This is a genomic window from Streptomyces sp. 2114.4 (genome assembly GCF_900187385.1).
GTDB classification, from domain to species: Bacteria; Actinomycetota; Actinomycetes; order Streptomycetales; family Streptomycetaceae; genus Streptomyces; species Streptomyces mooreae.
On the sequence record NZ_FYEY01000001.1, the window covers coordinates 7,845,602 to 7,869,180 of the forward strand.

At 70.2% G+C, this 23,579-nt stretch carries 16 protein-coding genes and 1 pseudogene; 6 read left to right on the forward strand and 11 right to left on the reverse strand.

Annotation, left to right across the window (positions count from 1 at the left end):
* Positions 1–315 precede the first annotated feature (315 nt).
* The 4 genes from putP to CFW40_RS34635 all read left to right on the forward strand — a co-directional run bounded on the left by putP (position 316) and on the right by CFW40_RS34635 (position 6,247).
* A complete protein-coding gene (gene putP / locus CFW40_RS34620; protein WP_176956286.1) occupies positions 316–1,818 on the forward strand; it encodes a sodium/proline symporter PutP in 1,503 nt (500 codons plus the stop codon).
* Positions 1,819–2,051: 233 nt separating this feature from the next.
* Positions 2,052–2,723, forward strand: a complete 672-nt coding sequence (locus tag CFW40_RS34625) for a hypothetical protein (protein WP_256331110.1) — start codon at positions 2,052–2,054, stop codon at positions 2,721–2,723.
* The gene (locus CFW40_RS34630; protein WP_088801699.1) at positions 2,720–4,033 is read left to right on the forward strand and encodes a HAMP domain-containing sensor histidine kinase; all 1,314 of its coding nucleotides are present in this window, start codon (positions 2,720–2,722) and stop codon (positions 4,031–4,033) included. The genes CFW40_RS34625 and CFW40_RS34630 overlap by 4 nt, the downstream gene beginning before the upstream one ends.
* 147 nt (positions 4,034–4,180) lie before the next feature.
* Positions 4,181–6,247, forward strand: a complete 2,067-nt coding sequence (locus CFW40_RS34635; RefSeq protein WP_088801700.1) for a SpoIIE family protein phosphatase — start codon at positions 4,181–4,183, stop codon at positions 6,245–6,247.
* Positions 6,248–6,379: 132 nt separating this feature from the next.
* On the opposite strand, the gene CFW40_RS34640 is transcribed toward CFW40_RS34635, so the two are convergent.
* From CFW40_RS34640 to CFW40_RS34695, 11 genes and pseudogenes are all read right to left on the reverse strand, one after another.
* Positions 6,380–7,024, reverse strand: a complete 645-nt coding sequence (locus CFW40_RS34640; protein WP_088801702.1) for a LysE family translocator — start codon at positions 7,022–7,024, stop codon at positions 6,380–6,382.
* Positions 7,025–7,133: 109 nt separating this feature from the next.
* The gene (locus CFW40_RS34645) at positions 7,134–7,418 is read right to left on the reverse strand and encodes a hypothetical protein (RefSeq protein ID WP_256331108.1); all 285 of its coding nucleotides are present in this window, start codon (positions 7,416–7,418) and stop codon (positions 7,134–7,136) included.
* A gap of 153 nt (positions 7,419–7,571) precedes the next feature.
* Positions 7,572–7,942: pseudogene (locus CFW40_RS34650) on the reverse strand (SgcJ/EcaC family oxidoreductase).
* Positions 7,943–8,110: 168 nt separating this feature from the next.
* The gene (locus CFW40_RS34655) at positions 8,111–8,401 is read right to left on the reverse strand and encodes a muconolactone Delta-isomerase family protein (RefSeq protein WP_088801704.1); all 291 of its coding nucleotides are present in this window, start codon (positions 8,399–8,401) and stop codon (positions 8,111–8,113) included.
* A 118-nt stretch (positions 8,402–8,519) separates the two neighbouring features.
* The gene (locus CFW40_RS34660; protein ID WP_088801705.1) at positions 8,520–9,908 is read right to left on the reverse strand and encodes an amidase; all 1,389 of its coding nucleotides are present in this window, start codon (positions 9,906–9,908) and stop codon (positions 8,520–8,522) included.
* On the reverse strand, positions 9,895–10,104 hold the full coding sequence (locus CFW40_RS34665; RefSeq protein ID WP_088801707.1) for a hypothetical protein: 210 nt from the start codon (positions 10,102–10,104) through the stop codon (positions 9,895–9,897). Before CFW40_RS34665 ends, CFW40_RS34660 begins: the two co-directional genes overlap by 14 nt.
* Before the next feature lie 275 nt (positions 10,105–10,379).
* Complete coding sequence (gene sbnA / locus CFW40_RS34670) at positions 10,380–11,453, reverse strand: 2,3-diaminopropionate biosynthesis protein SbnA (protein ID WP_088801709.1); 1,074 nt, start codon at positions 11,451–11,453, stop codon at positions 10,380–10,382.
* Between the two features lie 81 nt (positions 11,454–11,534).
* Positions 11,535–12,572, reverse strand: a complete 1,038-nt coding sequence (gene sbnB, locus CFW40_RS34675) for a 2,3-diaminopropionate biosynthesis protein SbnB (protein ID WP_088801711.1) — start codon at positions 12,570–12,572, stop codon at positions 11,535–11,537.
* Positions 12,573–12,604: 32 nt separating this feature from the next.
* Positions 12,605–16,267, reverse strand: a complete 3,663-nt coding sequence (locus CFW40_RS34685; protein ID WP_256331107.1) for an amino acid adenylation domain-containing protein — start codon at positions 16,265–16,267, stop codon at positions 12,605–12,607.
* 5 nt (positions 16,268–16,272) lie between these two features.
* Positions 16,273–18,831 (reverse strand): Pls/PosA family non-ribosomal peptide synthetase, encoded by a 2,559-nt coding sequence (locus CFW40_RS34690; RefSeq protein WP_088801712.1) that lies wholly within the window; start codon positions 18,829–18,831, stop codon positions 16,273–16,275.
* Positions 18,832–19,730: 899 nt separating this feature from the next.
* Positions 19,731–20,090 carry a hypothetical protein gene (locus tag CFW40_RS34695; protein ID WP_088801714.1) on the reverse strand — a complete coding sequence of 120 codons (360 nt, stop codon included), beginning with the start codon at positions 20,088–20,090 and terminating at the stop codon, positions 19,731–19,733.
* A 582-nt stretch (positions 20,091–20,672) separates the two neighbouring features.
* Between CFW40_RS34695 and CFW40_RS34700 the strand changes: the two genes are divergently transcribed.
* Both CFW40_RS34700 and CFW40_RS34705 read left to right on the forward strand, forming a co-directional pair.
* A complete protein-coding gene (locus tag CFW40_RS34700; protein WP_088801715.1) occupies positions 20,673–21,080 on the forward strand; it encodes a DUF6303 family protein in 408 nt (135 codons plus the stop codon).
* Between the two features lie 292 nt (positions 21,081–21,372).
* On the forward strand, positions 21,373–23,136 hold the full coding sequence (locus CFW40_RS34705) for an amidase family protein (protein ID WP_088801717.1): 1,764 nt from the start codon (positions 21,373–21,375) through the stop codon (positions 23,134–23,136).
* The last annotated feature ends 443 nt before the right edge of the window (positions 23,137–23,579 follow it).

Here is a 23,579-nt window from a genome sequence, read left to right on the forward strand (position 1 = left end):
GAGTCAGCGCCAACTTGCTTAAGCGCTTCCCCGTTGGTCCGGAACGCAAGGTTCCTGGGTACCTGACGGGTTTGGTGCGCTGTGGGGAAATGCGCCCGGGTATGACCCCGCCGCCCGGACTGCCTCAGGCCTGTGGGGCCTTTGATTGCAAGGGACATCCGTCCAAAGGGGTGCCGCTCCCGATGACTGCTCCGTATTGTCAGCTCGCGCCGGAGCCTTCCCGTCCGGAAGCTCCGTGTGGGATCCCTCCGGGCCCGCGATTCCTGGCAGTGCCTGCACCGAGGAGCAGTGGTGACACCCCTGATCGTACCGGTCATGATCGTATTTGGAATATTTCTGCTTGCCATGGTGACCGTGGGTATCTGGACGTACCAGGACACGCTGACGTTCTCCGACTTCGCCCTGGGCGGGCGCCGGTTGAGTGCGCCACTGGCGGCTCTGTCCGCGGGGGCCAGCGATATGTCCGGCTGGCTGTTCCTCGGCCTGCCCGGGGCGGTGTACGCGGCCGGGATAGGCGCCTCGTGGATTGCCGTCGGCCTCGCCGTCGGTACGTATCTCAACTGGCGTCTGGTAGCGCCGCGTTTGCGTACCTACACCGAGCTGGCCGGCGACGCCAAAACACTGTCGGCATACCTGGAGGAGCGCTTCGAGGACGACAGCAGGATGCTGCGCCTGGTCTCGGCAACCGTCATCGTCGTGTTCTTCACCGTCTACGTGGCCAGCGGCCTCCTGGCCGGGGGAGTGCTGTTCGAGGACATCTTCGGCGGCGGTTTCGAGTTCGCGCTCACCGTCTTCGCCGTGGTGATCGTCGTCTACACCGTCCTGGGCGGCTTCCGCGCGGTGAGTGTGACGCACACGGTGCAGGCCACGGTGATGTTCTGCGCGGCCGTTGCGCTCCCCGTGATCGCTATCGGGCTGCTCGGGGGATTCGGCGCGATGCACAGGCTGCTCGCCCACAAGACACCGTCCCTGCTGGACATGGGAGCCAAGGCCCACTTCGACGGCGCCCGGTGGACGTCCGGTGAGCCGCTCGGCGCGGTGGCCGTCATCTCCCTGCTCGCCTGGGGTCTGGGCTATTTCGGCCAGCCGCACATCCTGGCCCGCTTCATGAGCATCCGCAGCACCCGTGACATTCCGTTGGCCCGCCGCATCGGGGTGGGCTGGGTGGTCGTCTGTCTGGCGGGTGCCTCGCTCGTGGGCCTGGTCGGGATCGCCGCCCTCAACAAGCCGCTGGACAACCCGGAGACCGTCTTCATCGAGCTCTGCGCCCAGTTGGTCAATCCGTGGGTCGCGGGCATCCTGCTGGTCGCCGTGCTCGCCGCGATCAAGTCCACCGCGGACAGCCAGCTGTTGGTCTCGGCGATGGCCCTCACCGAGGACTTCTACCGGGCCTTCGTCAAGCGACGGGCCTCGGACGCGTCGATGGTGCTGGCGGCCCGTGTGACGGTCGTGGTCGTGGCGCTGGTGGCCTACGTCATCGCACTCAGCGGGGGCGCCGTACTGGATATCGTCGCCTACGCCTGGGCGGGCTTCGGCGCCGCCTTCGGCCCGGTCATCCTGCTGTCGCTGTACTGGCCGCGCATGACGCGGGCCGGGGCGATGGCCGGCATCGTGACGGGGGCGGTCACCGTCGTCCTGTGGAAGCAGATCGACCCGCTTCTCGGGCCGCTCCGGTCGGGCATCTACGAGATGGTGCCCGGTGTGCTCGCGGCCACCGCGGCGGCGCTGCTCTTCGGGAAGTTCGTCGGCCGCCCTCCGCGCCGCACCTGGTCGGGCCCCATGGAGAAGCGGGCTGCCGCTACGGTGCCGGCCGGCTGAGTCCGCGGGGGCGGGGGCCGCTGGCCACTGCGCCCGGCTCCGCGTCCCGGCCCCACGGGGCTCACGCGACCCACCGGACCCACTGGCCCACCAGGCCCACCCCTGAACGTCCCCCGGGTGCACCCGTCCCGGCACTGCGTCACGCGTCCTATGATCCAAGAGGCTCAGCGTGCACCACGACGGGAAAAGATGTGCCTCTTCACCGTTCCTTGTCGCCCCCCGGGCTCCTACGGATGGCGTCGTCCGCCCTCGCGGCGACAGGCATGGCCGTGCTGTTGAGCGGTTGTACGCAGAGCGGGGAGCCGCTGAGCGCCGGACGTACCTCGGCCGCCTCCGCCCCGGTGCGGCTGTGGCCCGAGCGGAAGCCCGCGCCACAACCCGAGCGCGGAACGGGCGAGAACCTTCCCGCGGCCGTTCCCGGGGTGCCGCCCGTGCCGTCCGGGGACATCCGCAAGGCGAACCTGTTCACCGTCGTCAAGGCGCAGACCGCCGCGGGTTCCGCGCTCGGCGGCGGGCCGCAGTTCGACTCCGCCACCACGAGGAAGATCAACGCCTGCGCCGCGGAGCCGGAGCGTTGTCCGGTGCGAAAGCCCCAGTACCGGGACCTGACGGGGGACGGCAAGGACGAACTCATCGTCGGCATCGAGTCGCCGGACCGCTCCCTGGCACTGTGGGTCTTCACGCTCGACCACGGCCAGGTCACCCGGATCATGGACGCCGGCGCGACACCGCTGTCGGTGGAGATCGCGAACGGCGATCTGATCCTGCGGGAGCCCACCGGCACGCCCGGCTACGACACCCGCACGGTCTACGCATGGGACGCGCGGACGCGGACCATGGCCCTGCGGTCGATGGAATTCGACCAGGCGCACTCCGCCACCCCCGCCCCGGAGCGCACACCATGAGCGCCGGCCGGCCCCGGACCCGGCTGCGCCTGCCCGCCTGGACGACGACGCTCCACGGGAAATTCGCCGCCTTCGTCATCGTCATGTGCTGCGTCCTCGCCACGGTCGTCGGGGTCCTGGTGCACGTCGTGGTCGGGCGGCAGGCGGAAAGCCAGGCCCGCAGCGCGGCGCTGTCGCAGCTGGACTCCGTCGCGGCGGCGTACGTCGCCGGGGAACCCCTCGGCCGCGACGCCGCGGTGGACCCCGCCGACCTCCCTGCCCCGCTCCGCGCCATGGCACTGCGGGGCGAGCGCGGCACACAGCTCGCCGACCACCAGGGCCGCCCGGCGATGTGGGCCGTCACCCCCGCCGACGGCAAGGCGCTGGCCGTCCATCTCGACTACAGCCGGCGGGCCGCCGCGATCCGCGGACTGGACCGGACCATCGTCGGCTCCTCGGCCTTCGCGATCGCCCTCACTCTCGCCGTCGGACTGTTCGGCGTCTCCCGTATTACCCGTCGGTTGCACCACACCGCCCAGGTGGCCCGCAGAATCAGCACCGGCGATCTCGACGCCCGGGTGGACGACCCCCGCGTCCTGTGCGCCCCCTTCGCCCAGGACGAGACCGCCGCCGTGGCGGCCGCACTCGACGCGATGGCCGCCACACTGCAGACCAAGCTGCACAGCGAGCAGCGCTTCACCGCTGATGTGGCGCATGAGCTGCGCACCCCGCTGACCGGCCTGCGGATCGCGGCGGAGCTGCTGCCCCCCGGCCGCCCCGCCGAGCTGGTGCGGGACCGGATCCGGACCATGAGCCGGCTGACCGAGGACCTGCTGGAGATCTCCCGCCTCGACGCGGAGGTGGAGCAGGCCGATATCGAGGTGCATCAACTGGGACCGCTGGCCGAGCGTGCGGTGCTGGCCACCGGGCTGCAGGCCGAGGTCCGTACCGAGCGGGACACCCGGGTGGAGACCGACCAGCGCAGGCTCCAGCGCGTGCTGGGCAACCTCGTCTCCAACGCCCACGGGCACGGCCGCCCGCCGGTCCTCCTGACCGTCGACGGCCGCGTCATCACCGTACGGGACCACGGGGACGGCTACCCCGGCCACCTCCTCGACCACGGTCCCCAGCGGTTCCGGAGCCGGTCCGGAAGCGGCCGGAGGACCGGCCACGGCCTCGGACTGACCATCGCCATGGGACAGGCCCGTGTCCTCGGCGCCACGCTGCGCTTCTCCAACGCGCCGGACGGCGGCGCCGTCGCCGAGCTCGTCCTGCCGCCGTCGGTCCCGAGCCCGCGGCGCTCCCCGTCGTCGAGGACCGGCAGCTCCTGAGAACTGTCTCGCCAGTACCCGGCCCCCGCCGTATCCGGGCCCCCTGCCGGAGTGTCCGCGCCTGAGCGACAAGCGCAGAATGAAGAGAGCCGCTCTCCGTCCGGCGGGCGGACCGCCACCGCGCGCGGCGGGTGGAAGGGAAAGCCGGTGCCAGCAGATCGGCCGAGCGACGCGAGGGCTCGTGGCCCGCTCTGGTCCGAGCCCGGTTCGCTGCTGGAGCATGTGGCCGTCGCCGTATTCGGCATCGACGACGACAACCGGATCTGCTACTGGGGCCCGGGCGCCCGGGATCTCTTCGGCTACCACGCGGCCCAGGCGCTGACGAAGCCCGGCGCCCTCCTTCTCCCCGGGCCGCCCGGGGGAGGACCCGACGCCTGCGCGCGTATGGCGGAGCGGGGTCGGACCCTGGGGTACTGGCGCGGCCGCCTGGACGCCGTGCATCAGGACGGCACGGTTCTCGACTGCGGGTTCCGCGTCTTCCCGGTGACCGGGGCCGCGGGCCGCTCGGTGATCATGGTGCTGGCGAGCCGCGGTGACGAGCTGGACCGGGTGAAGACCAACCTCGCCTTCCTCGACGCCCTCTTCGAGACCTGCCCCATAGGCCTGGCCATGTTCGACGCGGAACTGCGCTACCTCCACGTCAACCAGGCGCTCGCCGACATGAACGGACTCCCCATCGAGGAACACCTCGGACGGCGCCTCGCCGAGATCATGATCACGTCGGACGGCGGTGAGTACGAGCGCATGCTGCGCGCCGTCGCCGCGGAGGGCAAACCCGTCACGGGCGTGCGGGTGGGGATGCGTACCCGGGGCCACCCGGACCGGGACAAGGTCCTTTCGGTGAGTTTCTTCCCGCTCACCCAGGCCGTGGGCACCCACCAGGGAGTGGGCGGCCTGCTGGTGGATGTGACCGACCGCGAGCAGGCCATCGTGGAGGCAACCGCCACCCGTCAGCGGCTGGCACTGCTGAACCGCGCCACCGCCCGGATCGGCACCACCCTGGATGTGCAGGTCACGGCCCAGGAACTGGTCGAAGCCGCGGTCCCGGACTTCTCCGACGCGGCCGTCGTGGAGCTCGTGGAGTGGGAGGACGAGCAGACGGCGTTCGACCCCGCCCTGCCGGTGGACACCCACCGCATCGCGCACGGCACCGTCCTTCCCCCGCCCGCGACGGAACTGGTGAGCGGGGTGGACGTCGTGCACTACCCGCCGGGCTCCGCCATCCATCAGATGCTGCGGACCGGCCGTCCCCTGTGCGTAGCGGTGAACCAGGAGTTCATGGTCCGCACCATGCTGAACGAAACCCGCGCCCGGCTGATGGCCGACAGCGGTCTGGCCTGCCTCCTCCTCGCTCCGCTCATCGCCCGGGGAACGGTCCAGGGGATCGCGGTCTTCGGCCGGTCGGCGGCCAGACCGGCCTTCACCGAACAGGACCTCAGCCTGGCCGGTGAGCTCGCCTCCCGGGCGGCGCTGAGCCTGGACAACGCCCGGTTGTACAACCGGGAGAGAAACATCGCGCTCACCCTCCAACGGGCCCTGCTACCCACCGCTTTGACGCCCGGCCCGTACCTGCACATCGCTCACCGCTACTTGCCCGGCAGCCGCGTCACCGAGGTCGGCGGTGACTGGTACGACGTGATTCCCCTGCCCGGCGGCCGCGTTGCCCTGGTCGTCGGTGACGTCATGGGACACGGAGTGTCGGCCGCCGCGGCGATGGGCCGGCTGCGCATCGCCGCCAAGGCGCTGGCCCGGCACGACCAGGAGCCCGACGGGCTGCTCACCGAACTCGACCAGTGCGCCGAAGAGGCCGGCATCGAGCTCGCGACCTGCCTCTACATCCGCTACGACCCCACCACCGGAGGCACCCGGATCGCCAGCGCCGGCCACCCTCCGCCTCTCGTCCGGCACCCGGACGGCCGGATCCAGCTCATCGACGACGTGCTCGGAGTGCCGCTCGGCGTCGGCGGCTGTCCCTTCCGGACGACGGAGATCGAGCTGCCCGACGCCGCCACCCTCGTGCTCTACACCGACGGCCTCATCGAGTCACGGGACCACGACATCGACGAGGGCCTGAACAGCCTGCGCACGGAACTGGGCCGGATCTCCGCCTCGCTGGAAGACACGGCGGACCGTATCCTCGCCGGCCTCCTGCCGAGTTCCCCGGCCGACGACACGGTCCTGCTGCTCGCCCAGGTGCATCGCGCGCAGCGGTGATGTCCCGCAGGTGCGGCGAGCGACGGCCGGCCTGGACGCATCGCGGCCCGGCTCGCCACCGGGAAGCGGAAGGGGAACGGGGAAGCGGGAAAGGGAAGCAGGGAGTGGGAAGCGGACGACTGCCGGGTGCGGTCAGTCCGCGCGGCCGGTGGCCGCCACCGTCACACCCAGACCGATCATGGCGAAGCCGCCCGCGCCACCGATCAGCGACAGCCGGCGTTCGGAACGCGCGAACCAGGCGCGGGCCGCCGAGGCCGTGAGCCCCCACACCGTGTCCGTGATCAGGCCGATGCTGATCGGCACCAGGCCCAGCACCAGCATCTGGGCGGGCAGTCCGCCCGCCGCGCGGTCCACGAACTGGGGGAGCACGGCGGCGAAGAACACGATGCCCTTCGGGTTGGTGACGCCGACCAGGGCGCCGTCGGCGATCGTGCGCAGATCACCGCGGGCGGGCTGCGCGGGCACCTCCGCGGTACCCATCTTCATTTCCTTGCGGTGCCGGAACGCCTGGACTCCGAGGAAGACGAGGTAGGCCGCGCCGGCCAGTTTCACGGCGAGGAAGACCGCGGCGGACTGCTCGACCAACGCGCCGAGGCCGAGCGCCACCGCGGCCACCAGCAGGTACGAGCCCAGCACATTGCCCAGTACCGTTGCCAGTGCTGTGCGGCGGCCGTGCGCCAGAGCCCGGCCGATCACGAAGAGCACGCTCGGCCCCGGGATCGCAATCACCAGCAACGACATCGCCGCGAACGCAAGCAGCCGGTCGGTCGACACCATGTCTCTCACCTCGGCGACCATTAGATCAGGTGCGGCGCGGTGCCTTGCCCCCCGGTGGATCGCGGCCTCGGCCCCTTCCCGCTTCAGCCGCGAACCATACGGAACGGGGCTACGCCACGACGGGCAGCAGGCCGGCTACCGGGGCGGCCAGGTCGGTCACCTGGTGCAGCTGACCGAGGTCATGGAGGTGCTGAAGGCCGGTGAGCTGCCCGGTGACCGTGGGCATCTGGCCCTGGTATTTGGCGGGCACGGGCGCGACACCGAGGCTGTCGAGGGTACTGAGGACGGAGATTCCCTGCCCGGTCGGCGGGGCGGCCGGGGCTACGGGCGCGGCCGAGGCGGACGACACCGCGAGGCCCGAAGCGCCGGCGGTCAGGACGAGTGCCGCATACATGCGTCGAGTGGAGATCACGCTTTCACAAACGGCACCGGCGCCGGGGCGGACACGGTTCCTCGTCGACTTCACCCGGCCAGAGGAGGCGCACGGCATGCTCCTTCCGGCCTTTCGCGCCCCGGGCGCCTCCGGGATTGCGGGCGATGAAGCGGCCTAACCGCGGCGGGAGACGTGATAGTGGCTGATGTACCAGCCGTGCTCCTTCTCCTGTAGCAGCACGGTGAGGTTCACGGCGATCGTGGGCCTGTCGGTGAACGAGAAGTCCACGCCCAGGTAGCCGAGTACGAGGTCGTCGGCGGGCCGCCTGGTTTCGAGAATGCGGTACTCGGCGGTCATCCCGGGGGCTGGGAATCGTAGTACTCGGTGATGCCCTGCCGCCCGACGCTGTAGGGATGCAGCCCTTGGAAGATCGCGTCCTCGGTGAAGTGGGCGGCGACCCGCTGCGGTTCATGCGCGTCGACTGCCGCCTTCCACCGGTCGAGCACGTCGCGCAGGACGGCCTCGCTGTCTCGTGTGCTGTTCATCAGGGTTCTCCTGTGGGGGCGGCACGGCGGCAGGCTGCGAAAACCGGGCCGGGAGGAAGGGGCGAGACGCGGCAAGGCCTCTCGGCTTGGTGACGACGCTCCGCCTGGCCGCCCGCCGCGGCAGACGTCCCGCCGAGGCCGCCGTTCCGGTGCCGAGATGGCTGCTCCTCAACGGCCCGGGTCATTCGGGTGCGGGGACAGCGGCGTCACCGTGTCGTGCCGCCACACCCGCAGGGGCATCGACGCGAGGACCTGCTCCAGCTGCTCCGCGTCGTCCGCGCTGAAGAGGCCCCAGGTGCGCCATTCACCAGGCGCGAGCGGCGGCCGCCACAGCCGCTGCAGGCTTCCCTGGGCGGCCAATTCCCGTGACCGTACCGCCTCCCGGGCCCGGATCGCCGCCACGGCCTCCTCGGACGTGCCCTCCGGAACGGTGGTCACCATGTCGACCAGGAACTCCATCAGCGGCTCTCCTCGCCACGTCACGCCTGACTTCGGGAACAGTAACGTCGGCCCCGGTCTGGTGGTGATCACGCACGGGCACGGCGCGCCGACCCGCAACGACGGCCATGGCGAACGCTCATGCCGGCGGCCTCATGCATGGGTGGGCGGTCTCGTACGCGTACCCGGTGCGCAGCACCGCCGCTTCCTCCAGGGGCCGCCCTATCAGCTGCATGCCGATGGGCAGGCCTGCATGATCGCGGCCGACCGGCAGGCTCAGGGACGGCAGTCCGGTGATGTTCGCCGGGGCGCTGAGGCGGACATAGGCATCGGAGACGCTCTCCGTGCTGCCGTCCGGCCACGAGACGGAGGTCTGGTCGGTTTTCGTGGCGGTCATCGGCACGGTGGGCGCCGCGAGTACATCGATCCGGTCGAACATGCTCAGCCACGCCTGGCGCATGAGGGTGCGGGAGCGCTGGGCCCGCAGGTAGTCGCCCGCCGAGACCAGCTCGCCGGCCTCCAGGAGGATCCGGACGTCCGGCGCGTACAGCTCGGGGACCGACCGCAGTGTGCGTTCGTGAGAGGCGGTCGCCTCGGGGACCATCAGACCCCACTGGGTCGCCTGAACGTAACGCGTCATCGGGATCTCGACCTCGACGAGTTCGGCCCCCATGTCCGCCAGCTGTGTGTGGGCCTCGCGCACGGCGGCTTCGACTTCGGGGGCCACACGGTCGAAGTAGTAGTTGACCGGTATGCCGACGCGCAGGCCCGTCAGGTCACCGTCCCCCGGGGGCAGCGGGTAGGCGGTCGGCGCCGTGCGGAGGCTCGCCGGATCCTGAGGGACAGGGCCCACCAGCGCGGACAGTACGAGAGCCGCGTCCTGCACGGTGCGGGTGAGGGGGCCGACGTGGTCCAGCGACCAGGACAGGGCGACCACGCCGTGCCGGGGGACGAGGCCGTAGGTCGGTTTGAGGCCGACCAGCCCGTTCAGAGCCGCAGGCACGCGGATCGAACCGCCGGTGTCCGTCCCCAGGGCAAAGGTGGCGGTTCCCGCTGCCACGGCAACCGCCGAACCACCGCTCGACCCGCCCGCAATCCGGTCCTGGTCCCAGGCATTGCGCGTCTGAGGCGTCGTCAGCCCGTAAGCGAATTCGTGGGTATGCGTCTTCCCGATCAGAACCCCGCCCGCCGCGGACAGGCGTCCGGCCACGGCGCTGTCCGCCTGCGCGAGGTGGTCCGCCCTGACCCGGGAGCTGGCCGTGGTCGGCACCCCGGCAGCGTCGATCATGTCCTTCAGTCCGAAGGGCATGCCGTGCAGGGGGCCGCGATATCCGTCCGCGGCGATCTCGCGCTCCGCTCGCGCGGCCGCATCGCGCGCCGTCTCGCCGGCCAGGGTGACGTAGGCCTGCAATCGTTCTTCGACGGCGTCGATCCGTCCGAGTACGGACTCGGTCAGCTCCACCGGGGAGAGGCTTCTCTCCTCCACGGCAGCGGCCGCCTCGGCAAGTGTCAGCTCAAATGGCTCCATTGGCCGTTTCCCCCTCGACGATGTAGGTGGCGGCGGGCGGCGTCTCCCCGAAGTCCAGCTCGCGCAGGGTGCGGATGACGCTGTGGATGTGGTTCGCGGTCGCGGCCACATCGGTATGGCGCTCGTCCGGCAGCGGGAGTCCGGCGTGGAGCGCCCATCGGGCGACTTCGCCGGCGGTGAGTTCGACGGATGTCATGGCAGGTCCTCGGCGCGTGGGTGTGGTGTGTGCGGTCGGTCGGTGCGGTGGTGAAGCTGCGTCACAAAGGAGGCTAACGCAATCCCTTTGCGTTAGCCTCAGGGTACGGGGTGACGCAGGTTAAAGCAAACACATAGCTTTTGCGTCGATGTTGAACGGCCGACCGACCGAACGGCCGCGCCGCAGGACGGGGCGATCCGGTCGGCCGGGCTGCACCGGCCGACCGGATCCGTGCCGGCTACCGCGGCCGGCTTCCTGCGTACACGGGCCCGGATCTAGATGTCGCCCGCCTGCTCCTTGCGCTGAGGGCGCGGATACGGGTCCTCAGCGCGCCTCGGCGGTGCGGGGCGGATCTCCCGGGACTCGGCCGGGGCGGCTTCGCCGGAGGCGCCGTCGGAGCCGAGCATGTCCTCGCCGTACAGGTCCTGTACCCAGTTGGCCTGGTAGATGGTGTCGAGGTAGCGCTCGCCGAGGTCCGGGGCGATGGCCACCGCGGTGAGCCCGCGCGTGTCGTGCCGGGACAGCCAGTCCATCGCGCCGCTGACGACCGTGCCGGTCGAGCCGCCGAACAGGAAGCCGTGCCGGGCGAGCTGGTGGCAGGCGCGGACGGTGTCCGCCTCCGTCACGCGTACCGCCTCGTCCACGAAGGACTCGTCGAGCAGCGGGGGAGGGACGCTCATGCCCAGGCCGGGGATCATACGGCGTCCCGGTGCACCGCCGAAGGTCACCGAACCGACGCTGTCCACCGCGACGATCTGCACCGGCCGGTGCCACTGCCGGAAATAGCGTGCACAGCCCATCAGGGTTCCGGTCGTGCCCGCCCCGATGAACAGCACGTCCAGATGCGGGAACCAGCGGGCGATCGCCGGTGCCGTCGTGCGGTAGTGCGCCTGCCAGTTACCCGGATTGGTGTACTGGCTGAGCCACACCCAGCGGTCGTCGGAGGCGCACAGATCACGGACGTAGTCGAGCCGTGCGCCGAGGAAGCCGTTGCCGGACTCGTCGGCGGCGATGACGTGCACCTGGCTGCCCAAGGCCTCCATCATCAGCCTGGTCGACAGGTTGCAGCGGGAGTCCGTCACGCACAGGAACCGGTAGCCCTTGCTCGCCGCGATCATGCTCAGTGCCACGCCGAGGTTGCCGGACGAGGACTCGACCAGGACCGAGTCGGGAGTCAGGGCGCCCTCCCGCTCGGCCGCCTCCACCATCTCGGTCGCGGCCTTCAGCTTGATCGAGCCGGCGAAGTTGAGGCCCTCGCACTTGAGGAACAGGGACTGCCCGAAGATCGCCTGGAGGTCGACGTAGAGTTCTTCCTCGTTGAAGGCGTAGGGAACAGAGATGACTGGCATGATGGGTCCCTCCTCTGGAGGCAGAGCACCTTCGGATTTCCATCCGACTAGGGCGGACTCCTCATTGCGCCGGTGCCGGTCTCATCCATACCGGCGCAGTTCATGGAAGAAGTTGTCGACGACCTGCAGTTGGCCGGAGCGGACCACCTCGTCGTAGACGTACTTGCCGACCGCGAGATCGAGCACGCCGAGGCCGAACGGTGAGAAGACCGCGGGCCGGTCCGCCGGCACCGTCACCCGCCCGTTCATGACGTCGTCCAACGTGCCGTGCAGGAAGTCCCGGTTGCCCGTGAGCTGTTCGGCCAGGTGCGGGGAGGTGTCGGCGGTGAGACAGTGCTCGACGTCGTCGACGATGTTGGTCGAGGCCAGCAGGATCTGCGGTGCGAGGTCGCGCAGCGACACGTGCAGGACCACCGGGTGGTGGGCGAACCACGAGGGGTCGTGGACGTGCGGCCGGCCGGCGACGGTGGCGAAGACCACCAGATCGCTGAGGCGGATCAGTTCCTCGGCGCTGTGGTGCACGGTGATCCGGCCGGCGGTGCCGGTCTGCTCCAGGTACAGGCGGAAGCCGGCGGCGCTGTCGGCGGACAGGTCGTGCACGCCGATCTCGTCGAACGACCAGCCGGTGCCTTCCAGGAACGTATGGATGTAGCGGGCGATCAGGCCCGTCCCGAAGAACCCGACGCGCACCGGGCGCGGGCGGCCGCGGCTGAGCCAGTCGGCCGCCGAAGCCGCCGACGCGGCGGTTCTGGTGGCGCTGATGATCGAGCTCTCGAGGCAGGCGAACGGGTAGCCGGTGGCGGGGTCGTTGAGGATCAGCACGGCGGAGGCCCTGGGAATGTCGGACGCCACGTTCTCCGGGAAGCTGGAGATCCACTTCAGCCCGTCCACCTGCGCCTCTCCGCCGATCGAGGCGGGCAGCGCGATCATCCGCGAGGACCGGCGGTCGGGGAACCGGAGGAAGCAGGACGGAGGGTTCACCGAGGCACCGGCGCCGTGGAGCCGGTAGGTGTCCTCGACCACCTCCACGAGGTGCTTCTCCCGTCCTTGCAGGGCGGTCTGGACCTGCGCTCCTGAGATCACGGCGAACGGGGGCACGGTGAGCGGCGGTTTCGTCATGGCGGACTCCGTTGCACTGGAGCGGTTGGTGTTCACGAGGTGGTCACCTCGACGGTCGGTGAGCAGTCGGCCAGGCGCAGCGGATCGGCCATCGCCACCACCACCTCGCGCGGCCCCTCGAAGGGCTCCCTGCTGTGCGCGGTACGGACGTTGTCGACGAGGAGCAGGTCACCGGCCTGCCAGGGCCGGCGCACGGTGTGCGCCTCGTAGACCTTGTTGAGCAGTTGCACGGTGTCCTCGGTGAGGGGGGCGCCGTCGCCGTAGCGGGTGTTGAACGGCAGCCCGTCGGCGCCGTACTCGTCGATCAGGTACTCGCGGACCTCGGGGGCCATCGTCCACTCGTTGAGGAACGCGATCTGGTTGAACCAGCAGCGTCGGCCGCTGACCGGGTGGCGCACCACGGCGCTGCGGCGCTGTCGTGTGCGAAGCCCGCCGTCGGGCTGCCACTCGTACTCGATCGCGTGGGCGCGGCAGTAACTCTCGATGGCGCTCCGGTCATCGGTGCCGAACGCCTCCGGCAAGGAGGCACCGATCTCGTCGTGATAGCTGCGGGTGAGCAGCCAGCCCTCCCGCTCGAACCGCTCGGTCAGCTCGGGCGGCAGCGCGTCGAGCACCGCGGTGGAGTCCGCGACCCCGGTCGCCCCGCCCTCGGTGGGTGCGCCGAGGCAGGCGAAGAGCATCAGGCCGGGGAATTCCAGCGTGTAGCTCAACTCGTGGTGCATGCACATCGGCTGGTTCGGCGGCCACTTCGAGGAGGAGTAGACGCCTTCGGAGTAGGTCTGCCGGGGGGCGAAGGATTCCCGCTCCGTCACCGGAGCGAGGCCCAGCCGCTGGACGAGCGCGCCGACCTCGGCCGGGTGCTGAAGCTCCAGGCCGCGGACGAGGACCGCACCGTGTTCGAGGACCGCGGCACGCACCGCGTCCCGGTGCTCGGCCGCCCAGCTCGCCGCGTCGGCAGCGGTGTCGAGCCGCAGCATCGGAGTCCGGCCGGGTACCGACTCCAGGTCCGGCAGGGAGGTCGGGAGTGAGGATGCCATCGTGGTGTCCTTTCGCTCTGCGCCGGCGGGCAGCCGGCCGGTGTCCGGGACGGTGGTGCGGCCCGGCACCGTGTCGTGGTCCTGCAGCGTGGTGCGGCCCTGGGCCGTGTTGCCCCGCCCGGTCTCCGCCGGCGCCCGCGGCGGCGCGGAGCCGGCCGTGGCACGGCTCTCGACCAGCCGGGCCAGGTCGGCGAGGACCGGGTGCCGCAGGAGGTCCTTGGGCGAGACCACGCGATCCAGGGTGATCGCGACGCGTACGGCCGACAGTGAGGTGCCGCCGAGGTCGAAGAAGTTGTCCCGGCCTCCGATCCGGTTCTCCGGGATGCCCAGCGCCTTGGCCCAGGCGGCGGCAAGCCGCTCTTCGACCGGTGTGGCGGGCGGGTGACGGCCGTCCCGGGTCCCGCTTTCCTCGGTGGTGCCGCCGTCCTCCTCGGTGCCGCCCTCCTCGGCGAGGGCGGACAGCGCCTTCTGGTCGGTCTTTCCGTTGGCCGTCAGCGGAAGGCTCTCGCGCCAGTGGAAGGCTGACGGAACCATGTACGAGGGCAGGGACCGGCTCAGCTGCTCCTGCAGTGCGGCCGCGTCCAGCGGGCACGGACCGGAGTAGAAGGCCACCAGCCGCTGAGCCGGGCCGCCCCGTGGCGCGACCACGACGGCACCGTCGCGGATCCCGGGCACCCCGAGCAGGGCGTTCTCGATCTCACCCAGCTCGATCCGGAAGCCGCGGATCTTGACCTGGGCGTCCTGGCGGCCGAGGAACTCCAGCTTTCCCTCCGGCGACCACCGCCCGTAGTCGCCGGACCGGTAGAGCCGCCTGCCCGCGCGGTGCGGATCCGCGGGGAACGCCCGCCGGGTGCGCTCGGGATCGTTGACGTACCCGCGGCCGACGCAGACTCCGGAGAAGACGATCTCACCGGGGGCGCCGAGCGGCACCGGCGACAGGTACGCGTCGACGAGGTAGACGTGCACATTGTTGACGGGGTGGCCGAGCGGGATCCGCTCACCGTCCGGCACCCGGTCCATGACCTCGTGATTGGTGTCGTCGCAGGTCTCGGTCAGACCGTAGGCATTGACCAGACCGATCCGGGGCGCGGCCGCGAACCAGCGCTGGACGAGCTCCTTCTTCAGGGCCTCGCCGGTCACTGACACGCACCGCAAGGAGCGGAGTTCACGGGGGTGCTCTTCCAGGAAGGACAGGACGACATCAAGGTAGGACGGCACCACCTGAAGCACATGGACCCCGCCGCCCACGATCGTGTCGAGGAACCGCCGCACGTCCAGGACGGCCTCCTGCTCGACCAGCAGGGTCCGCCCGCCGGCCAGCAGCGCACAGAGCAGCTGCCACAGGGAGATGTCGAAGCACTGCGGCGCGGTCTGGGCGACGACCTGTCCCTCGGCGATCCCCAAGTCGTCGATCTTGGCGTACAGGTGGTTGAGCATCCCCTCGTGCTCACACATCGCGCCCTTGGGCTCGCCGGTGGAACCGGAGGTGAAGATGACGTAGGCGAGGTCGTCCGGGGCCACCGGGACGCCGGGGTCACTGTCGTCGCCGCTCTCCTCGCACGCCGCGTCGATGAAGAGCCGCTGGATCCCGGGCAGCGACTCAAGGGCCCGGTCGAGGGGAGCGGTGCTGCCGGGTTCGGTCAGCACCAGCCCGCACGAGGCACGGGAGAGCATGGTGGCCATGCGGTCGGCGGGGAAGTGCGGCTCGATGGGCAGGTACGCGCCTCCGGCCTTGAAGACCGCGAGGACGGCGGTCAGCCAGTCCAGGTTGCGTTCGGTCACCACCGCGACCACGTCTTCCCGGCGCAGTCCTCGCGCCAGCAACGTGTGGGCCACCCGGTTGGCACGGGTGTTGAGCTCCTGGTAGGTGCATTGGCGGCCGGCGTGCACGGCCGCGACGGTGTCCGGATGCGCCCGCACCCGCCGCTCGAACAGCTCGTGGAACCGGTGGTCCGGCAGCGCCCGCCGCGGCCCGGCGAGCCCTTCGAGCTGGAGGTGCAGTTCCTCGGCGGACAGCAGACTCTGCCGCCCGTGCGCCGCGTCCGGATCGGCGACGATCAGCGCGAGCGCGGTGAGGTGGTACCCGGCGATCCTGGCGGCACACGCCTCGTCGAGCACATCGGTCCGGTAGTGCAGCCGCAGCAGGTGCCGGCCGTTCCGGCACACCACCGCGACCCGCAGCACGGCGGATTCGGCCGTTCCGTCGCCACCGGTCGGATCGAAGACCGTCTCGGGCGACGGAACGGACCGGTCCGGCGTTCCCCCGGGGCCGTCGGCCCGATCGCCCTCGCGCGCCGGCAGCTGGGATGCGACCCGATGCGTGTCGCGCACCAGCGTCCGCCACGACGTGGCCGCGGTCGACAGCCGGCAGGGCGACGGAGCGCCGCCCGCCACGGCGACATAGCCGGTCGCGACCGTCCGCTCACCGGACAGCGCGCCCAGGACCTTGGCATGCGCGGCCAACAGCACCGAGTGCGGTGTGACGCCCCACTCCTGGGCCAACCGTTCCAGCGCCGGCAGCAGGTACTCGGGTATCACCGACTCGTGTGCCGCGGTGCCCAAAACCGGGGTGCGGGTCCACCGCGGGACCGTGGCGAACCCGCCGGCGGCGGGCTCATCGCGCCGGAAATCCACGTCGTTCGTCAGCGGCGTTGCCATCGGAGCTACCTCCATTCCCCGCCGTCGCCCCGGCGGAGCTGCCGGGCCGGATTTCCTCCCCACCACGCGTGGTGCGGGAGGACTTCGCCCTTCATGAGGAAGGAGTCGGGCGCGAGCACCGCGCCGTCGCCGATCGCCACGCCGTAGTGGACGAAGGCGCCGACGCCGAGCGTGCAGCCGGAACCGAGCGTGCTGCGGTCGGACTTGAAGGTGCCGTCCTCCTGCGAGTGGCACTGCACGACGCTCCCCGCGTTGAGCGTGCAGCCGTCCCCGATGGTGACCATCGTCCGCTCGGTCAGATAACAGCCGTCGTCGAAGACCCTGCTGCCGATCCGCACACCCAGCATCCGCCAGATCACGCTCTTGAACGGGGTCCCGTCGAACATCCGCAGGTACGTCTCCGACGGCACCTTCCAGTAGCGCTCACGCCGCCAGAAGCGGAGGTCGTAGATCGAGCAGAACAACGGGTCCGTGGGATGGCAGGCGGTGACGGCACGTTCGATCAGCACGTAGTACACGGCGGTGAACAGCACGACGAGCACGTCGGCCAGCGCGATGGCCGCCGCACCGAACGGGGCGTAGAGGTCGGCGGCGGCCGAGACGAGCAGCGTGACCAGGAAGAAGTAGACCCACCGGACCAGCAGGTACCACGCCATGGTGGTGGCATTGTGCCGGTTCTTGGCGGGCAGCAGGCGGCGCAGCTGCTCCTCGCTCTTCAGCCCGTCGAAGCTGCTGTCGCGCTGGACCGACCGCGGAATCTCGAAGCTGGGCGAGCCCAGCAGCCCCACGCCCTCCCGGACCGCGCCGTCGATGGGGACCATGACCTTCGTCGCGAGCAGACAGTTGTCGCCCGTCCTGCCCCGCGAGGGGTAGGCGATCCGGTTCCCGAGGAAGTTGTGCGCTCCGATCGACGTCCGGGAGACACGGAACGAGGTGCTCGAATAGTCCGCGTTGTTGATTGACAGCCCGTCGGCGACCATCGTGCCGCTGCCGACGGAACTCAGGTACGGGGTCTCGTGCTTCACCTCCGTGCCGAAGTTCGACCCGGTCTGCTCGATCCGCGCCAGGTCGTACCCCAGGCACCGCAGGTAGTGGACGATGCAGGAGCTGTCACCGAACAGGCGCATCAGCGACCTCCTGTTGGTCATGAAGGTGATCGCCCGGTGCACCCCGTAGTGGTAGCCGTACAGGGGATAGACCTTGCCCGGTGTGATGGTCCGGTTCAGCAGGCGCGGAACCGTGGTCAGCAGGAGGAGGCCGAGGGGGAGGGCACCGAAGAAGACGATGAGCGAGAACGCCAGGGCGTCACCGTAGAACGTCCAGCCCGTGAGGGCCGAGGGCCCAGGCTCCAGGGCAGCGGCGAGCTGCGGGGCCGCGGCGAGCAGGATGCCCACGGCGCCGATCGCCAGCGGCACGTACACCAGCAGCACCGTCAGCAGTTGCAGGATGCTGTGGAGCAGCCTTCTCGTGGCACCGCACTCGGCCGCGCCCACCACCTGGTAGTCCACATCGGTCGGCTGCGCCGGTGACCCGTGCCAGTGCTCGCCGTCGGGCACCGCCTGCCCGCTGTGCAGCGAGGAGGCGTGGCCGAGCTGGGCCGCGTCGCCCAGCGAGGTGTCGATGTCGAGCACGGTGGCCTCGCTGACGACCGTGTCCTTCCCCAGGGTGACCGTGCCGGTCTGGATCACGCCGGCGTGGGCCCGATAGCCATTGAAGTACGAGTCCTTGCGAATCAGTGCGCCATCGTCCACCGCGAGCAGGTCCGTGCACACGGGAACGTTCCTGGAGAGAATCACGACGCGTCGCCCGATCCTCGCCCCCAGCGCCTTGAGATAGAGCGCATAGAGCGGCGACCCGACGAACAGGACCAGGGGATCGGAACGGATCAGCGTCTTGACTATCCAGAAGCGGACATACGCCAGGCTCCAGACACGGATCTGACGGGGCTTCCACCGGCCGATGAGTACCCACTTCAGCAGGATCGGAAGGACGGACAGGCACCCGAAGCCCGCCGCGCCGAACAGCACCGCGCGCAGGTACGCGTCGAACACGCCGGACCCGGCGGAGATCCACGCGTAGCCCCGGGCGGCGACGTAGGCGACGAGGTAGGAGTATCCGAGGAAGGCCAGCAACTGCAGCGTGCCGCACAGCACGTAGCGCGGCGTGCCGGTCGGAGCCACCGCCACCGGCGGGGCAGCCGGCGCCTCGGCGCGGGCACCGGGGGCAGCGGCGGCCGTGGCGGCTGTGGAGGAAGCGGGCGCGGAGGCCGTGAGCGCCGTCGCCAGGCTCCGGATCGTCGGGTTCCGGTAGACGTCCTTCATCGATACCGAGGGCAGGTCCGCATGCTTCCTGACCCGGGCGCAGAACTGTGCCATCACCATCGAGTCGGCGCCCAGTTCGTCGAAGAAGTGGCTGTCGACCGACACCTGAGCGACGCGCACGACGTCAGCCAGTACCGCAGCGAGAACCCTCTCGACACCGGCGGGCGGGGTGGCAACCCCGCCCCGGACCGTGGGGGATTCCGCCAGACCGGGAGGCAACGCTTCAAACGACTTTCCCGCCATGTGAGCTCCCTGGGGAAGTTCCGGCCGCCGTCGTTCAGTGCCCTGGCGCCTGGCGCCTTTGCTTGTTCCGGCGCAGGCCCGAGGGGGCGAACCGAGCGGTGGGTGAGGTGCCGGCACGGACGGCGGGGCCGCCAGCGGGAAAACGGTTCCCGCTTATCGCCTGCGCTCGACACGAGAGACGGTCAGACAGCACAACCTTTGTTCGATGCTAGCGTGGGAATCCGTTGGGGACATTTTGGAAAAACTTTCTCATGCGGGCCACGTATCGAAAACCTGGATACGCGCCCCCTTTCCGACCGGAATCTTGTGCGCCCGCGACCAGGCTTGTTTCACCCGAATGGGGGCACGCGGGTGCGGCCCCTTCACCCCAAGTACGCCCACGTCCACGGCCCCTCAAAAGGATCTGACCCGCATTTCGGCGGGTGCGGCGAGGTGCATTACGGATTCACCGGCAATAACTTTGATGCTCAGCGAGCCGGATATGTAACGGAAGGGGAACAGAATGGGATGGGGCGGAATGTAAGACCCGTGACGCCTGCATTGCCGCCGAGCGAAATCCGCCCTATCGCTCGTTGCGGAAAACGACGAGGAGGTTATGCATGCCGAGGAAATCGGTGCATAGCGGCCCTGATCGCAAAGCGAAGGGGCCGGCATTCGCTCGTACGGTTTTCTGGTGCCGCTCGCCGGGGAGACCGGGACGAGCCAACTTGCCGTGAGCCGGCATACGCGTGCCGCCACGGCCGGAAGCCGGCCGCGACGGCACGTAAGTCTGCGCCTATGTCTGCGCCTGGGTCAGAGCCTGTGTCTGCACCTCTCCTGCACCTCTGCCTGCACCGGCGTCCGCGGGTGCTGAAGAGGGCGACGGCCTGGTACGACGCTCGGCCGGGTTTGCGCGTTCCTCACAGGGCGGCGGGCTGTCCGAGCGATGCGTAGTACCTGCCGACCTCGGTGAGGTAGCCGACTTCGGCGGTCTGGCTGTCAAAGGCAAAGCGGGGCGCGGCCTTGATCTTGTCCCTGGCATGGGTGACCGTAACCGTTTTGGCGGCTGTGTCGACGGAGTGAACGATGCCCGCGGGGACCAGAAGGCTCGCGCCGAAGACCCACACGCTGGTGTCGACGATGAGATGCTGCCTGCCCGGCTCGTTCATCTGACGTTCGACTTGCCCCAACGTCCCGTCAGGGGTCTCCACGGTGAACCCCGTCAACGGCTCCTGACCCTGGTAGCCAACGTCTGCCGGGTACGCCCAGATGTTCTTCATGACGGTCGGTTCCTTTCTCTGTGCACTATCGGGCCGGGACGGTCCGCGAGGTTGACCGCCGCCGCAACACCGTCCCGGCTCGCCCCCTGCCCTACCCAGGTAACAGAACGTCACACTGACAAGCATCCAGAGAGAGGCCAAACCAGGGATGGCGGCGGCCCGGCACGGTCGTCCCGCCCGATGCCGGCCACGTGCTGCCACCTGCGACTTCGCCCACTGCCGGGGGTCATGGGCGAGTGGCATCGCGAGGATACGAGGGAGTGAATCCCTTGCATGGCCGGTGCGCTGGGTAAGCGCAGAGAACACCGTCCACGGTTACGGCCACGGCAAGAGCTACGGCCAAGGTCACGGTCACGGACAGGGAAGAGGTGGGCTGATCGGGTGGTTCGCGGTTTGCCGCTCGCATGGCGGGCAAGCTCCTCGCCCACAACGCATCGACGACAGGTCATGAGGTCAGCTCCATGAGACCGGTGCCGCGCGTGGTCCGCTGCCTGCCGCCCGCCCGCCACCGGTGTCTTGACCGTCCCCCGCGTCGTCGGTGCCGTCGGTCGTGACCGATGCCGCCTGAAGTGAGGAGAACTCGTGAGTGCCGAATTTCCCGTCCCGCAGACCGATCCCGTCGTCCCGCAAGACGAGGTCCCCGACCCGCAGGCCGAGCTGCCCGGCCCCGAACCGGAGCCGACGGCCCACGGACACCTCACCCGCGCACAGCTGACCCGGCCGCCCGGCGACGGGCGCTGGGAGATCGCTGTGGTCCTCTACGGCGTCCCCGCCGACGAGTGGCCCTCCACGGAGCTGCCCGGCCCGTACGTGCCGACTCTCACCGCACGCGGGCAGGCGCTCGCACGCCTGGGCTACGCCCAGACCGGCCCCGGCTCCCACTACTGGGAGTGGGCCGAATGCCAAGACGGCGACCACGACCCCGTACAGCTGATGGCGCACACCGAAGTCCAGCCCATCGGCCCGGACCCGTCCACTCCTCTGCGGTGAGGCAGCAGCCGAAGCCGCGGGCACGCACCATCGGGGACGCACACCACCGCCGACGCCGGTGCGGTTACCCCGGCCGGCACTGGCCCGTCACTGATCTCGTGCTCCCTCAGCGCAGAGGCGACGCAAGGACCGCCACTGCATGAGCAGAAAGGGGGAGGGGCGCACGGGTGGCGGGTCCGGCGCGGGCGGCATCCGGGGTGACGATGGCGGGGCGGCGGGGCATGGCGGGATAGCGCGCGGGCGCGCTGCGGCACCCTTGTGCCGGGCGCCGTGATGTAGTGCGCTAACTCTCATGGGGAAGACGAGTGTTGTTGCCACCCTGGCCGCTGCCCTGGCGACAGGGTCCCTTCTGACCGGGCTGACCAGCCCGACGGCACTGACGGGCCCGACGGGTTCGGCGGGTTCGGCGGGCGCGCCGCATGCGCGCGCGGTAGCCGCTGCAGCCGGCGCCGGCTCTGGCGGTTCACCGCAGTCGGCCGACGCGCCCCCGGTGCCGGGAGTCGACCTCGACACGGTGACGATCTTGGAGTTGCAGGACCGCATGGCGGACGGTTCGCTCACCCCGTCGGCGCTGACCACCGCCTATCTGCGGCGGATCAAGGCCATCAACCCCACGATCCACGCTGTGCTGCGCACCGACCCGACGGCCCTGCGCCAGGCGGCCGCCAGCGACGCCAGGCACCGGCACGGCGACACCCGCGGCCCACTGGACGGCATCCCCGTTCTGCTCAAGGACAACGTGAACACCCGTGACATGCCGACCACGGCCGGATCGTCGGCGCTGGCCGGGACCCCGCCGGACACCGATGCCCCGCTGGTGACCCGCCTGCGGGACGCGGGGGCGGTGATCCTCGGCAAGACCAATCTGTCCGAGTGGGCGAACTTCCGGGCGGCGAAGCCGACATCGGGTTGGTCGGCGGTGGGCGGACAGACCCATAACCCGTTTGTACTGGACCGGAACCCGTGCGGGTCGTCCTCCGGTTCGGCTGCCGCGCTCGCCGCCTCGTTGTCGCAGGTGGCGATCGGTACGGAGACGGACGGTTCCATCGTGTGCCCGGCCGGGATGAACGGGGTGGTCGGCCACAAGCCCAGTCACGGACTGGTCAGCCAGGCCGGCGTGGTGCCGATCTCCGCCGAACAGGACACCGCGGGGCCGATGGCCCGCAATGTGACCGATGCCGCGCTCACCCTGTCCGTCCTCAGCGGTGGCGAGGCCTCGCACCCTGGCGGAACCGCGCTTCCTCGTGGCACTTCGCATCCTGCCGGTGGCAGTTCGCTCCCCGGTGGCCGCTCCGGCGGCTTCGGCCCCGCCGGCCCCCTCGGCTCCCCGGACCTCCTCGGTGAGCTGACGCACCGCGGCAGCCTGCGCGGTAAGCGGATCGGCCTGTGGCGGCTGCCCTCGCTCGGCCTGGAGGTGGACGCCGTGATGACCCGCACGGCAGAGAAACTGCGTACCGCGGGAGCCGAGGTCGTGGAGGTGACCCCGCCATATCAGCAGCGTCTCGCCGAACTTGAATTCCCGGCGCTGTACAGCGAGTTCCACCGGGACATCGACGCCTACCTCGCCACTCGCCACGGCCCTCGAAACCTCGCCGCACTGATCGATTTCCACCGTACCCACCCGGCGGAGCGGACCTGCTTCGCCGGTCAGGAGCTGTTCGAGCGGGCCCTCGTCGCGCCTCCCACCACCGACCCCGCATACCGCGCCAAGCGCGCCGAGTTGAAGGACCTCTCCCGGCGTTCCATGGACGAGACCCTGAGCGCCCATCACCTGGACGCCATTGCCGCGCCGACGAACCCGCCCGCCTGGACGACCGACTGTGCCCGCGGCGACAACGATGTGATCCCGTCCTCGACGCCCGCCGCCGTCGCCGGCTACCCGTCGTTGTCGGTGCCCGCCGGGTTCGTGAACAAGCTGCCCGTAGGCCTGCTCCTGATGGCCGGTGACCATCAGGATGCCGCACTCCTGTCGCTGGGTGCCATGGTGCAGCACCGCCTGGACGCCTGGCGGGCACCGGGCTACCTGCCGTCGGTGGGGCCCGACACCTCCCGGTGAAGGGCCGGGTGACGGCGCCCGGCCCAGCCGCACGAGATGTCTCCTTACGCGCGAAGTAGTTGCCCTCCACCGCCGGCCCAGCGCGTTCACGGCTACGCGACCACAGCTGACCCGGGCCCGGACCAGACACGAACCCGGACCCGACGGGGAACCGGAACCGACGCGAACCCGGACCCGGTCCCGAACGCCCGGACGAAGGCCCCTCACTCACACCACTTTCCACTCCCTTCCACTCCACACACCCATCTCCACTGATGCGAAAGCACGAGCCCCAAACGCCACCCACCCCAAGGCCCGTACATTCGCGCCGAGTTCCGGCCGTGCGACGTGTCACGGTTTCGGCCGCGCGAGGAAAGGATCTGCGGCTGACAGCGCTCCGTAGCGCGGAATATCCGGTTCCGCGCGCCGGTGCGCCGGGGCGTGAGTACGATCACCGCCGTTGA

Excerpts from the sequence above, each read along its gene's own strand:
- putP (WP_176956286.1), top strand. The coding sequence starts at position 316 with ATGATCGTATTTGGAATATTTCTGCTTGCCATGGTGACCGTGGGTATC.
- CFW40_RS34625 (WP_256331110.1), top strand. The coding sequence starts at position 2,052 with ATGGCGTCGTCCGCCCTCGCGGCGACAGGCATGGCCGTGCTGTTGAGC.
- CFW40_RS34630 (WP_088801699.1), top strand. The coding sequence starts at position 2,720 with ATGAGCGCCGGCCGGCCCCGGACCCGGCTGCGCCTGCCCGCCTGGACG.
- CFW40_RS34640 (WP_088801702.1), bottom strand. The coding sequence starts at position 7,024 with ATGGTGTCGACCGACCGGCTGCTTGCGTTCGCGGCGATGTCGTTGCTG.
- CFW40_RS34645 (WP_256331108.1), bottom strand. The coding sequence starts at position 7,418 with ATGTATGCGGCACTCGTCCTGACCGCCGGCGCTTCGGGCCTCGCGGTG.
- CFW40_RS34655 (WP_088801704.1), bottom strand. The coding sequence starts at position 8,401 with ATGGAGTTCCTGGTCGACATGGTGACCACCGTTCCGGAGGGCACGTCC.
- CFW40_RS34660 (WP_088801705.1), bottom strand. The coding sequence starts at position 9,908 with ATGGAGCCATTTGAGCTGACACTTGCCGAGGCGGCCGCTGCCGTGGAG.
- CFW40_RS34665 (WP_088801707.1), bottom strand. The coding sequence starts at position 10,104 with ATGACATCCGTCGAACTCACCGCCGGCGAAGTCGCCCGATGGGCGCTC.
- sbnA (WP_088801709.1), bottom strand. The coding sequence starts at position 11,453 with ATGCCAGTCATCTCTGTTCCCTACGCCTTCAACGAGGAAGAACTCTAC.
- sbnB (WP_088801711.1), bottom strand. The coding sequence starts at position 12,572 with ATGACGAAACCGCCGCTCACCGTGCCCCCGTTCGCCGTGATCTCAGGA.
- CFW40_RS34685 (WP_256331107.1), bottom strand. The coding sequence starts at position 16,267 with ATGGCAACGCCGCTGACGAACGACGTGGATTTCCGGCGCGATGAGCCC.
- CFW40_RS34690 (WP_088801712.1), bottom strand. The coding sequence starts at position 18,831 with ATGGCGGGAAAGTCGTTTGAAGCGTTGCCTCCCGGTCTGGCGGAATCC.
- CFW40_RS34695 (WP_088801714.1), bottom strand. The coding sequence starts at position 20,090 with ATGAAGAACATCTGGGCGTACCCGGCAGACGTTGGCTACCAGGGTCAG.
- CFW40_RS34705 (WP_088801717.1), top strand. The coding sequence starts at position 21,373 with ATGGGGAAGACGAGTGTTGTTGCCACCCTGGCCGCTGCCCTGGCGACA.